The 12,372-nt window shown below is 41.7% G+C and carries 12 protein-coding genes; 7 read left to right on the top strand and 5 right to left on the bottom strand.

Going from position 1 to position 12,372, the window contains the following annotated elements:
• Window positions 1-54 precede the first annotated feature (54 nt).
• On the bottom strand, window positions 55-915 hold the full coding sequence (locus AACS98_RS01775) for a mechanosensitive ion channel family protein (protein WP_066375590.1): 861 nt from the start codon (window positions 913-915) through the stop codon (window positions 55-57).
• Between the two features lie 397 nt (window positions 916-1,312).
• Here AACS98_RS01775 and leuB point away from each other — a divergent pair, with 397 nt between their 5' ends.
• Entirely contained in the window at window positions 1,313-2,398 is a 1,086-nt protein-coding gene (gene leuB / locus AACS98_RS01770) for a 3-isopropylmalate dehydrogenase (RefSeq protein ID WP_066375588.1), read from the top strand.
• A 10-nt stretch (window positions 2,399-2,408) separates the two neighbouring features.
• Here the strand turns inward: leuB and AACS98_RS01765 are convergent, their stop codons facing one another.
• A complete protein-coding gene (locus AACS98_RS01765) occupies window positions 2,409-2,615 on the bottom strand; it encodes a hypothetical protein (protein ID WP_156481675.1) in 207 nt (68 codons plus the stop codon).
• Window positions 2,616-2,673: 58 nt separating this feature from the next.
• Here AACS98_RS01765 and AACS98_RS01760 point away from each other — a divergent pair, with 58 nt between their 5' ends.
• The 3 genes from AACS98_RS01760 to accD all read left to right on the top strand — a co-directional run bounded on the left by AACS98_RS01760 (window position 2,674) and on the right by accD (window position 5,387).
• Entirely contained in the window at window positions 2,674-2,940 is a 267-nt protein-coding gene (locus AACS98_RS01760) for a hypothetical protein (RefSeq protein ID WP_066375585.1), read from the top strand.
• A gap of 116 nt (window positions 2,941-3,056) precedes the next feature.
• Window positions 3,057-3,866 carry a prepilin peptidase gene (locus tag AACS98_RS01755; protein WP_066375582.1) on the top strand — a complete coding sequence of 270 codons (810 nt, stop codon included), beginning with the start codon at window positions 3,057-3,059 and terminating at the stop codon, window positions 3,864-3,866.
• Window positions 3,867-4,436: 570 nt separating this feature from the next.
• Complete coding sequence (gene accD / locus AACS98_RS01750; protein WP_066375578.1) at window positions 4,437-5,387, top strand: acetyl-CoA carboxylase, carboxyltransferase subunit beta; 951 nt, start codon at window positions 4,437-4,439, stop codon at window positions 5,385-5,387.
• A gap of 120 nt (window positions 5,388-5,507) precedes the next feature.
• On the opposite strand, the gene AACS98_RS01745 is transcribed toward accD, so the two are convergent.
• Window positions 5,508-6,917, bottom strand: coding sequence for an MFS transporter (locus tag AACS98_RS01745; protein ID WP_066375574.1), 1,410 nt, complete (start codon window positions 6,915-6,917; stop codon window positions 5,508-5,510).
• 209 nt (window positions 6,918-7,126) lie between these two features.
• On the opposite strand from AACS98_RS01745, the gene AACS98_RS01740 reads away from it, so the two are divergent.
• Window positions 7,127-8,377 (top strand): ABC transporter substrate-binding protein, encoded by a 1,251-nt coding sequence (locus AACS98_RS01740; protein WP_066375571.1) that lies wholly within the window; start codon window positions 7,127-7,129, stop codon window positions 8,375-8,377.
• A 105-nt stretch (window positions 8,378-8,482) separates the two neighbouring features.
• On the opposite strand, the gene AACS98_RS01735 is transcribed toward AACS98_RS01740, so the two are convergent.
• Both AACS98_RS01735 and AACS98_RS01730 read right to left on the bottom strand, forming a co-directional pair.
• Complete coding sequence (locus tag AACS98_RS01735; RefSeq protein ID WP_066375568.1) at window positions 8,483-8,962, bottom strand: DUF4383 domain-containing protein; 480 nt, start codon at window positions 8,960-8,962, stop codon at window positions 8,483-8,485.
• 247 nt (window positions 8,963-9,209) lie between these two features.
• Window positions 9,210-10,226 carry an SDR family oxidoreductase gene (locus AACS98_RS01730; RefSeq protein ID WP_066375565.1) on the bottom strand — a complete coding sequence of 339 codons (1,017 nt, stop codon included), beginning with the start codon at window positions 10,224-10,226 and terminating at the stop codon, window positions 9,210-9,212.
• A 502-nt stretch (window positions 10,227-10,728) separates the two neighbouring features.
• On the opposite strand from AACS98_RS01730, the gene AACS98_RS01725 reads away from it, so the two are divergent.
• Window positions 10,729-11,571: a carbohydrate ABC transporter permease gene (locus AACS98_RS01725; RefSeq protein ID WP_156481681.1), complete on the top strand. Its 843-nt coding sequence runs from the start codon at window positions 10,729-10,731 to the stop codon at window positions 11,569-11,571.
• On the top strand, window positions 11,568-12,372 hold an 805-nt coding region (locus tag AACS98_RS01720), incomplete at its 3' end, for a carbohydrate ABC transporter permease (RefSeq protein WP_157087483.1). The genes AACS98_RS01725 and AACS98_RS01720, both read left to right, overlap by 4 nt.

Raw genomic sequence — 12,372 nt, 5'->3', positions numbered from 1 at the left:
CATTGATAAAAGTCTAAACCCATATCATAATTAATTTGGAAAATACCGACTGCTTTACGAACTTTTGAGAGATGCAGAGGGGATAAAAGGCTTACTACCATCTCCAGAAGGGATATTACTAAATGCGTAGCGTTGTTCTGGAATTGGATAACCAGCCTCCCCAAAAGTTTCGCGGATGACTTTATTCGTGTCAAAATAAACTTGCCAGTAATTTTCATTATGACAATAGGGACGCACAGCTAATACTGGCCCTGCTAGGTTAAAACTGAGAATTTCTACATCAGGTGCAGGATTATTCAACACATTGGGAATTTGGCTAATTCGCTGCTTTAAAAGTCTAATTGCTTCGTTATGATTGACATCATGATGTAATTGTGCAGTCAAATCAACCCGACGGTAAGGATTAGCAGAAAAATTCTCAATATTGTCAGAAAATATTTTGTTATTAGCCACAATCGTCATCACATTATCGAGTGTATTGATAGTTGTGGTAAACAGTCCAATTTCTGCAACTTTTCCGGTGACACCTGCGGCTGATATCAAATCACCCGTTTTAAAGGGACGAAAAATCATTAAAAAAGCACCAGCAGCAAAATTAGCTAATAAACCACTCCAGGCTGCACCGATGGCGATACCAAGCGCAGCTAACAAAGCAGCAAAAGAAGTAGTTTCAACCCCAAAAAAGCCGAGAATTGCGACAATCAAAATAATTCTCAGCGTCACAGAAAGGATATTCATTAAATAGTTGATTAATGTTGGTTCAACCTGTTGGTTGCGGAAAGTTCGCCGCAGTAATTTCAAACCAAAATCAATCAATCTTTGAGCAATTAGCCAGATAGCGATCGCACCCAGTAGCCTGAGTACAAATTGAGTTAAAAGAGTCAGAGTAATTGGCCAAAAAGCAGTTAAATCCATAAAAATTTTCTCTAGGTTTACATTTACAGACAAGACAAAAGAATAAAATCCAAACAAAACTCACAGTCTATTCTTTGGTACTTGTCATAATGGTGTAAATCCGTATATAAACCCACCTCTTTCTAAAGATAGGTTTTGTAATTTAGGTCTTTGGCAAGATATTGAGATTTATTCTTAGCTAATTTTCGGGCGTTGCTGAGTGAAAGTATGAATTTATATCACGCAGAGACGCAGAGACGCAGAGAGTAAGAGTATGAGAGAAGAAATTTTTGACTCTCATAGTTCAACTGTTGCACCTAGCCTACCTCCGCGCCCCTGGAGCGTTTAAAAATTAAAATTGTACATCTTGCTAGGTATGATATGTAATCTACAAACATTTACCGCATAAAAACTAACTATGACTCAGAACTACCGTATAACCCTACTCCCTGGCGATGGTATTGGCCCCGAAATTATGGCGGTGGCGGTAGAAGTGCTAAAAGTCGTAGGTAAGCAATTTGATATTCAGTTCGATTTTCAAGAAGCCTTAATTGGTGGTGCAGCCATTGACGCGACAGGTGAACCTTTGCCAGCTGCTACCCTAGAAACTTGCCGTAACAGTGATGCTGTCTTACTCGCCGCTATTGGTGGTTATAAATGGGATTCCCTACCATCTCATCAACGTCCAGAAGCGGGTTTATTAGGATTGCGTGCAGGTTTGGAACTATTTGCTAACTTACGTCCAGCCCAGATTTTACCACAATTAATTGATGCTTCCACCTTGAAAAAGGAAGTAGTGGAAGGCGTAGATATTATGGTGGTGCGCGAACTCACCGGAGGAATTTACTTCGGTAAACCCAAGGGGATTTTTACTACCGAGACAGGTGAGAAACGTGGTGTAAATACAATGGTTTACACAGAAACCGAAATTGATCGGATTGGGCGGGTAGCATTTGAAACTGCACGGAAACGTCGGGGGAAACTTTGCTCAGTCGATAAAGCCAATGTATTAGAAGTATCACAACTGTGGCGCGATCGCATGATCAAATTGTCTCAAGAATACCCAGATGTTGAACTCACCCATCTTTACGTCGATAATGCGGCGATGCAGTTAGTACGCGCTCCCAAACAGTTTGATACTATCGTCACCGGGAACTTATTTGGTGATATCCTTTCTGATGCTGCCGCTATGCTCACAGGTAGTATAGGGATGTTACCCTCTGCTAGTCTGGGTGCTTCTGGCCCTGGAGTGTTTGAACCAGTCCACGGTTCTGCACCAGATATTGCAGGACAAGATAAAGCTAACCCCCTAGCCCAAGTTTTAAGTGCGGCGATGATGTTACGCTACGCCTTAGATCAACCCCAAGCCGCAGACAAAATTGAAAAAGCCGTGTTACAAGTTTTAGAACAGGGCGATCGCACCGGCGATATCATGTCTGAAGGCATGAATCTCGTAGGTTGTCGGGCTATGGGTGAATCATTAATTAAAGTCATTAGTCATTAGTCATTAGTTATTAGTCATTGGGGACTGGGGACTGGGGACTGGGTATTGGGGACTGGGAAATAATTTCTCCCTCATCTCCCACCCTGCGGGTTCGCGGTAGCGTCTCGTAAGAGAAGCAAGCTACATCTCCCTCATCTCCCTCATCCTCCTCATCTCCCTCATCCCCAGTTCCTACAATGGTTCGAGAATTTTTTAATACAATGCGCCAAATTGGCAACCTTTACTAACAGTTTCAGCTAAACTAGAAGCAAATATAGCAACTACGCAGAAATATAGTGTACGCTTTAAGACAAGAACAGGTAAAAGCTAATTTTACTGCTCCCAGAAATCAATCGCCTTTGATTGATCCTGCTATCATCAGAGCTGCGGGGCAAATTTACTACACCCACTGCGAAGTACACCCAGAAATAGCAGGCCAGCCGTCAGGAGTGGCAATCAATCGGGTGAATCTCCGGGGTAAGGTGATTTTTACTAACCAACCAGTTCTCTTACCTCAAGAGTGTTTTGTGCCGTTGAGCCAAATTGAATCTCATATGTATTAGTTATTAGTTATTAGTCATCAGTCATTAGTCGTTAGTTGCGAGTAAAAGTGAACTTACTCTAGAAAAAGTGGGCAATATAGACGAAAAATGACTCAGGACTTGTGACAAATAAATATATGGATAATTTGTTAGTAGCCCTGGCGAGTATGATTGTCTTCGCCTTGGGTGCATCTATTGGCAGCTTTATCAATGTTGTAGTTTATCGATTACCTGCAAAATTATCAATTCTTTGGCCGCCTTCCCGTTGTCCCCATTGTTTAAACCAGCTAAAAGCTTATGATAATGTGCCTGTATTGGGCTGGCTATGGTTAAAAGGGCGATGTCGTTATTGTAAAAGTAAGATTTCTCTGCGTTACCCAGTGGTAGAGGCGGTAACAGGGATAATTTTTGTGATCATCTTCTTTTTATTTCACGTTTCGATACTCACTATAGGATATTGGGCTTTTTGTAGTTGGTTATTAGCATTATCTTTGATTGACTTAGATACTATGACTTTACCCAATGCCCTTACTAAGTCGGGGTTGGTGTTGGGGATAATCTTTCAAATGGTAGTGGGTTATTTGACTGAAGCTAGCGTTGCCGGAGTCATCAAACATTTGATGATGGGCATAGTAGGAGCTGTGTTAGGCTTATGGTTGTTTGAGGCGATCGCACTTCTCGGTATTTTCCTGCAAAAAGAAGCAATGGGTGCAGGAGATGCCAAACTAGCCGCGATGATGGGTGCTTGGCTAGGTTGGAAGTATTTACTTTTAGCAGGATTTATCGCCTGTACGTTAGGGGCTGTAGTAGGTATCAGCGCAATTATGCTTTCCCAACGCAAATGGGGGCAAAAAATACCGTTTGGCCCCTTTTTAGCTAGTGGCGCATTCTTCACCCTCTTGGGTGGCGAAGCGATTTTATCTGCTTACCTGCGATTATTTTTTTAGAAGCGTCAGGAAGAAGCAGAGGAAGCGGAGGAAAAGAACCTTTACCTCATCCCTTCGAGTGCCTAATCCCCATAATTAGCACCCTAAATTTTTGATGACTGTAACGTTGATTACCCCATTTACGCTTGACAGTTTGGTAATATTAGCTTGTAACCAGTATCACCCTCTAAACAAAAAGTACCTGTTAGCACGCATAACTAAATGTACTTAGATGCTGACTGCTCATCAACTAGCGACACCAATAACAATCTTAGGGGCAAGACTTCAAGCTGGGGGTTGGGGAAAAGCATCCTGTTTTGGGGTTGGTATTCCAGTGTTTTTGATTTTGCTAATACATTTCTCCTGATGAGACGAACAAGAGACTTGTATTGGTATCAGTATTTTCGTTAAGCTGGCAACCAAAGATGCAAAATTAGGTCTGAATTGCTTATAAGCGTAGTTTGGCGATGGAGTCAAGAGTTAAGGATTGATAATCAATAGTGAATCAGTAATGACTGAGGACTAAGATAAATAATTTTCCAGAACTACTTGACCTGTTTTCGACCTCGTACCCACTTGAATAAGATAAAAATGGCAAACAACGAAGAATCACGCGGTTTAAAGTCTCTATTTGATTGGTTTGCAAATAGACGTAAATCGGGAACCACAAATCTAGAACGTCAAGAACGTGAGATTGCTGATGGACTGTGGCATAAATGTCCTAAGTGTGGTGTCTTGACCTATACTAAAGACCTGTTAGCCAATCAGATGGTGTGTGTGGAATGTGGACATCATAATCGTGTGGATAGTGATGAACGCATCCGCCAGTTGATAGATCAAAACACTTGGAGGGCAATGGATGAAAATCTGCGGCCTACTGATCCTTTGCAGTTTCGCGATCGCAAACCATATAGCGATCGCCTGCGGGAAATGGAAGAAAAACTGGGGTTACTGGATGCAGTTAAAACCGGTTTAGGACAAATCAACGGCTTACCAGTTGCTCTCGCCGTGATGGATTTCCGCTTCATGGGCGGTAGTATGGGTTCCGTCGTCGGCGAAAAAATTACCCGCCTCATTGAACAAGCCACCCAACGACGTTACCCTGTAGTTATCGTCTGCACCTCCGGCGGCGCGAGAATGCAAGAAGGTATGCTTTCTCTCATGCAGATGGCGAAAATTTCCGCCGCCTTAGAACGTCACCGTGATGCTAAATTACTTTACATTCCTGTATTAACCAATCCCACCACAGGCGGCGTTACCGCTAGTTTTGCCATGTTGGGCGATATTATTTTAGCAGAACCAAAAGCCACAATTGGTTTTGCTGGTCGGCGTGTGATTGAGCAAACCCTGAGAGAAAAACTACCAGAAGATTTTCAAACGGCGGAAGACTTACTCAAGCACGGCTTTGTGGATGACATTGTATCCCGTACCCAATTAAAGAACACCTTAGCAAAACTCATTGCTTTACATCAACCCATCCCCACCGCCCCCCCTATGGTGCTGTGGGAGACAATGAGTCTTAGTTCCACAGCTGCTGAGTAAAGAAATGAGGGGGATGAGGTAGACAAGGTAGACAAGGTAGACAAGGTAGACAAGGTAGAAATTATTTCCCAGTCCCCAGTACCCAATCCCCAATACCCAGTCCCCAGTCCCTTCCAGTCCCTAACTTTCCTCTTGCACAAATACCAACGGCATTAAAGCCACTAGGCGCAACATTCCCGAAAGCGCAAATAGTCCCAATAAACCGCCATGTTGAGCAAATTGGGCGATGCAGCTGCCGATAGTTGTGCCTAAAGCACCACTAAAGCCAGCCACAGCCGAAGCGATCGCAAAATAAAGTGACTGGTTTTTGATGGGGGCAATTTCTAACTGCATATTGTTGTTACATAAGTCAATAGCTGCCCAACTCCCACCAGTTAAAATATGTAATATTGGCAACCACAGCCATAAGTCCAAGTTATTAGTATCTATCCCTAACCATAAAAATGGTGTGACTGCTACTAACACACCAATAAAAATCAAAATTAAACGATTGCCAATTTTATCTGCTAACTTACCCCACAACATCATCATCAGCATATTGGCTCCCGCTTGCAAACTAGCATAAAGCGTTACCCAACTCACATCCAAATGCAGCGTATCCAGCATATACAAGTTAAAAAAAGGTGCGCTGAGATTCACTGCTAGCATCCACAAGGCAGAGTAAAACAGAAACACCAAAAAGTTGGAATTTTTCCACAGACTGCTAGTAGCGGTTTCTGCTGTAGTCTCAGTTGTCGTGACAGATTTAGCTGTATTGCTATTTTCCACTTGCTCGCGTGGATACTGAACAATATTGTTCTGCACTTGCGGATTAATATCTATCTTGAAATACTGACATCCCAAGCTGAGAATACCAAAAACGATACTCACCAACAGCACGACACCATAACCTTGCAGAGTACCGCCATACCAATGGGAAATTAACAACCCCGCTACAGGTACACACACCAAATTAGTCAGACTAGCCGCACTATTGCGTACACCAAAATACCTCCCTCGCAACTGTCGGGGAACTATCATGGCTAACCAACTTAACCAAGATGCGCTTCCCAACCCCCCTAACAGGTGAGTCACAAAGACAATTAACAAAGTCAATATGACTAATTGTTGGGAATTCACCCATCCCCAACTAAAACCAACAACCCCCAGCAATAAAATTAGCCACAACAGCCGAGCAATGCCAAACGTCTGTAGAGAATAGTAAAATCTGCTGGTGCTACGTTCAGACAAATAAGCACCCAAAGGCTGAACCAGATTTACTAGCATGGGAATTGAAGACATCATCCCAAACACTACCGGGCTAGCCTCTAACTCTACCAAGAAATTACTCAGCAAAATTCCCCCAGTCGCCAACGAAAAAATTGCCGCAAACACCGCATCGGTAGTTGAAGCTTTTAAACTGGTGCGAATCGCATTTTTATTAAATCGGGTGCTAGATTTAGGGGTAGGAGTGAGTATAGCTTGGGGCTGACTAATCTGGGGAAGTTCCAGAATTAGAGGTGAAGCTGTTTCAACCTGAACCGAATCCATAGATAATATTTATGGGTAAAACACCCCAATATAAGTTAATTAATTGAGTTATTTAGTTTACACTCAATAGCTTTGGTGGCAATTCTTCGATATTTTACCTTACATTTCTCAACAAAACTTCACAAGAGTTAAATATCAATCCCTAGTTACAAAATAGCGTTGAATGGTTGACATCCCGCTATGTTAGAGATATCGGGATTGTGATTGTGATGAAAAGAAGAGTTTGGTATTTTTGGGGAATAGCGATCGCGATCGCTATTTTGATTATTGGTTTCCATAGTCTACAATTCCCAACCTCTCCACCCAGTCACATCACCGTGAAACTCAGTGGATGGGGAGGTTCACCAGTAGAGCAAAAATTATTAAAACAAGTTCTGCAAGACTTTGAGGCACAACATCCCCACATCAAGGTGAAATATGAGGTAATTTCTGATCAATACATGGATGTGATCAAAACTCGCTTGGTTGGAGAAGCCGCGCCAGATGTATTTTATCTAGACGCGCTAGAAGCTCCTTTCTTGATGAGTCAGAATGTCTTAGCACCTCTAGATAATTACATTACCCCAGCTTTTGACCTAGCAGACTTTGAACCCACCTTATTAAACAGCTTTCAGTATCAAAATCATATCTACGGTCTACCCAAAGACTATTCCACCTTGGCGTTATTCTATAACAAACAAGCCTTTGCGGCGACTGGGTTAAACACTCCGCCAACTACTTGGGAAGAACTACGCGCTTATTCAAAACAATTAACAGGTAAACTCAACAAATATGGCTTTGGAGAGATGCCAGAATTAGCCCGTCAAGCTTACAAAATTAAAGCCTTTGGTGGACAAGTCGTTGACTCAAACGGTGATGCGGCATTTGCTAGCCAGCAAGCTTTACAGGGTTTACAGTTAGTGATAGACCAATATCGCCTAGATCGTTCCTCCGCCCAAAAATCCGATGTGGGGACAAACTCAGGTAGTGAAATGTTTGGACAGGGTAAGGTAGCAATGGTAATTGAAGGTAATTGGACAATTCCCTACCTACAAGCAACCTTTCCTCAACTGGAGTTTGCTACCGCAGAAATCCCAACTATTAATCATAAAAAAGGCACGATGGTTTTTACTGTTGCCTACGTGATGAATCAGCAGTCAAAACATAAAGCTGAAGCTTGGGAGTTAATTTCTTATCTCACAGGTAAGGTGGGAATGGAGAAATGGACAGGAACAGGGTTTGCTTTACCAACTCGCAAATCAGTAGCCGAAAAGTTAGGATATGACCAAGAGTTGCTCAGGTCGCCTTTAGTTGCTGGTGTTAATTATGCTACACCTTGGCAAGTTGGTAAACATCCAGCCCCGATTGTGGATAATTTTGATAACCAGTTTATCAGTGCTTTGTTAGGGCAGCAGCCATTAAAACAGGCTATGTTGCGGGCGCAATATGAAGCTAATCAGCAGATTGAAGCCTTGAAATAGAGAAGAAGCGGAGGAAGCGGAGGAAGCGGAGGAAGCGGAGGAAGCGGAGGAACCGGGGAGAAGAACTTTTACCCAATCCCCAGTCAAGAGTCCCCACCCCATTTCCTAAATGTTTTGTGAGACATTCACACCGGCTACTTTGGCTGGTATGATAATCCCATAGTAACCAGCAGCGATCGCTGATAAGGCATTGATCAAAACGTTATTACCAAACAAGGGCATTAAGCCGAAAAATGTTTTGGCAAAGGGTAATAATCCCATGATTGCTAGCACTATATAACCAACGGCAAAAGCCCGATTGAATATTCGACTACTGCTAGCACTTGTGTAAGATGTTATGCCCCACAATCCTACACCACAACGTACTAAGTTATGTAAAAAGTTGGTGGGAAATAAACCAAAGATATAACCAAATCCAGCAGCGTAGGCGGTAGGAGCAACATCGGCGGGAATATAAGATGCAGTTGTTCCTGGTAATGAAACAAAAGCGGGAATGAATCCGGCTAAACCCAACAGTAAATAGATAACTCCGATGGCTAAAGCGCAGTAACGTTCTGTCATTTTTGCTGTGCTGATGTTTTGCATATTCTATTTTCTCCCTGGTGTATGCAATTTCAAAATTTACTAATTGCTGCTAGAATCTCAGCATGAGCTATTTATTTTGCGGCTGAATTCTTCTGTCAGAAATATGGATGATTGACAGACACGAGCATTTACAGACACGATTGATCGCGTCTCTAAAAAAAATGGGTGACAACACTTACTATTCAACTCAAATTGTGGAGATTTGACTCTATCAAAAGACAGTATTAAGTCTGGAAATAAATATTTTTTAGATACTACCTTTTTGTTTGAATGTTTGAACTGCCAGTAATACAAAGATAGCCCCGGTAGCGATCGCCCCCCATTGCAGCAAGGGATTTTTATCTAACACATCAGTAATACTGGGTATAACTCGGTTGCTAAAATCACCGTCTATTCTGTCTTCTTCTGCAACCGGCTGATCAAAATTATTTGGTGCATCGGCTGATTTGGGTTCAGAACTGCGTTGCATCGAGAAGGCAACACGTAATAAAAATGAATCTACTAACCCTGGTGACAGCCTCTGCAACACATCTAATACTTTAGCCGCATCCCCAACTAAAAAGTCACGGGTTGGATGTTCGGCTGTATACAAAATGGCATCAGCTACCAACCGAGGATCATAATAAGGGGGTATCCCGACAGGTTTGACACCTAACTTTGTTAAACCATTATTCCAGAATGGAGTATTGATTACGGCAGGTTTGATACTGGTGACACTGATAGGCCAATTTTCATGTTGCAATTCTAAACGCATGGCTTCCACAAAGCCCTCAACCCCGTGTTTAGCGGCAGAATAGGCACTTTGATAGGGTAGCGATCGCCTACCTTCCATTGAAGAAATATGAATCAATGCCCCCCTGCCCTCACGTTTGAGATGGGGAAGTGCTGCCATTGCCCCATATACCTGTCCCATCAAATCCACATCAATCACGTGTTTAAATTCTTCTGGGGTAGTTTGATCAAAGGTGGCAAATAAACCTATAGCCGGAACGTGTACCCAGGTGTCGAGTCTACCGTAAAGTTCTACAGTTTGATTTGCGATCGCCTGGACTTCTTCAAATACCTCCACCTTGGCAACTATATAACTCGCTTCACCCCCAAAGCCTCGGATTTCCTCCACTAAAGATTCTAATCCCGATTGGCTACGAGCCGAGACAACTACCTTGGCACCCCGTTGAGCAAATTGTAAAGCGGCTTGACGACCAATACCACTAGAAGCCCCAACCACAGAAACAACTTGCTGATTGATTGGTTTGAGTTGCATAGATGCTACTCCTTTAAGTTAATTAATAATTCAGTAACAAATCGCTTGCCATCATATTTTTCACATATAGGAATCCGATTTTATTATTAAAAAGGGAATAGAGAACAGGTAACAGAAGTTTACTGAGTTTTTTTGAGAAATCAAACATTAAATAAAGCTCCTAAAATATATCTTTAGGAGCTATTATTACTTTGAGTGTGAACCAGTTCTAATGAGTAAAACTTAACCTAGCTGATTTAGTTTCACCTCTATCTAAAGAAAGGGCATAATATGAAACACATTCATACTTTAGCAAGGAATTAAAATTTATTCGATTGTTGATATTCATAGCTGTGAGTCAATTGAGAGTAATACTTTACTAACAGAATTTCCGCACAATTTACTCACCACGCATCGCTACAATCAGGTTGATAGCAGATGAAGTGGAGGTATATTTGTGTTGATTCAGCGCAGACACAGAAGAGAACCCAGGTGGAACATTACAGATAGTCTGGTGGGGTATATGTTCATGATGCCCGCCATTCTGGTTTTAGGTACTTTTGTCTTGCTGCCGATTCTCTACGCTGTTTTTCTTTCGCTACATAAAGTGCAACTTTTAGGCGGTATTAGTTACGAGTTTATTGGTTTGCATAACTTTAACCGATTAGTTAATGATGCACAGGTGGGAATTGCACTGAAAAATACAGCCGAATACGTCGCCATTGTTGTACCCAGTCAAACGATTTTGGCTTTACTTTTAGCAGTAAGTTTAAATTCAGGAATTCGTGCGAGAAATTGGTGGCGTATTCTTTATTTTTTACCAACAGTGACTTCTTCGGCGGTGTTAACCCTTATCTTTATGTGGATTTATAACACTGATGGTTTACTCAATGATTTTTTGGCTTTTCTGGGTTTACCTACCTATAACTGGTTAGGTGATCCAGCCGTTGCCCTCAAAGGTATTATGATTATGAATATTTGGTCAACTGCACCGTTTTATATGGTGATATATTTAGCAGCTTTGCAAGATATTCCGCAAAAAATTTATGAAGCCGCAGAAATTGATGGTGCTAATTGGTGGCAAAAATTTATTTATATTACGATTCCCATTTTGCAACCTGTAACATTCTTTGTTGTCGTCATAGGCATAATTGGCACTTTTCAATTATTTGATCAGTCTTATATTTTTTCTGGTGGTACTGGTGGCCCTAATAATGCCACACTCACGGTAGTGTTGCTGATTTATCAAAATGTATTTCGCTATTTACAGATGGGATATGCTGCGGCGATCGCCTTTGTATTAGCTGTGATAATTATTGCCGTTACGCTACTACAAAGGCGATTGTTTGGAGGTGAAAAAGCGTGAAAATTCTCTCTAGATTTTCCTGGCTAAAATTGCTTTTATACATAGTCTTAACTGTATATGCCATCATCACCTTAATTCCCTTTATTTGGGCGTTGTCGGCATCATTTAAGCCCCTCTCAGAAATTATCAGTGGTGAGCCTAATTTTTTACCGAAACATTTTACCCTTGATAACTACAAGCAAATCTTCTTACAAGAACCCCTATTTTTACGCTGGTTATTCAATAGTATCTTCATTGCTGTCAGCGTCACAGGTTTCAACTTGCTGTTTAATTCGATGGCGGGTTACGCCTTAGCTAGACTGCGCTTTTTCGGGAGAAATTTCTGGTTTTTGTTAATTTTGGCAGTCTTAGCAGTACCAGCACAAATCACACTGATACCCACATTTTTAATTTTAAAAGCAATTGGTTGGCTGAATTCTTATCAGGGAATGATTATACCTAGTATGGTAAATGCCACATTTATATTTATGATGCGGCAGTTTTTCGTCAACTTTCCCCAAGAATTAGAAGAAGCAGCCCAACTAGACGGATTAAATACCTTTGGCATTTTTAGGTATATTATTTTACCTTTAGCTAAACCCGCCCTTGCAGCACAAGCAGTATTTGTGTTTATGGGTAGTTGGAATAATTTTTTACTTCCTATAGTAATATTATTTGACCCAGAAATGTTTACCCTGCCTTTAGGTTTGAACAGCTTCAAAGGTCAATACATCAGCTATTGGAATTACATCATGGCTGCTTCTATGGTATTCACCCTACCAGCCTTATGTATTTACGCCTATTTCAACCGCTACTTCATCG

This window comes from Anabaena sp. CA = ATCC 33047, assembly GCF_963870205.1.
In the GTDB taxonomy this organism is placed as follows: Bacteria; Cyanobacteriota; Cyanobacteriia; order Cyanobacteriales; family Nostocaceae; genus Trichormus.
The sequence above is the reverse complement of the archived record's forward strand: the minus strand, read 5'-3'. Positions and strand labels throughout refer to the sequence as shown.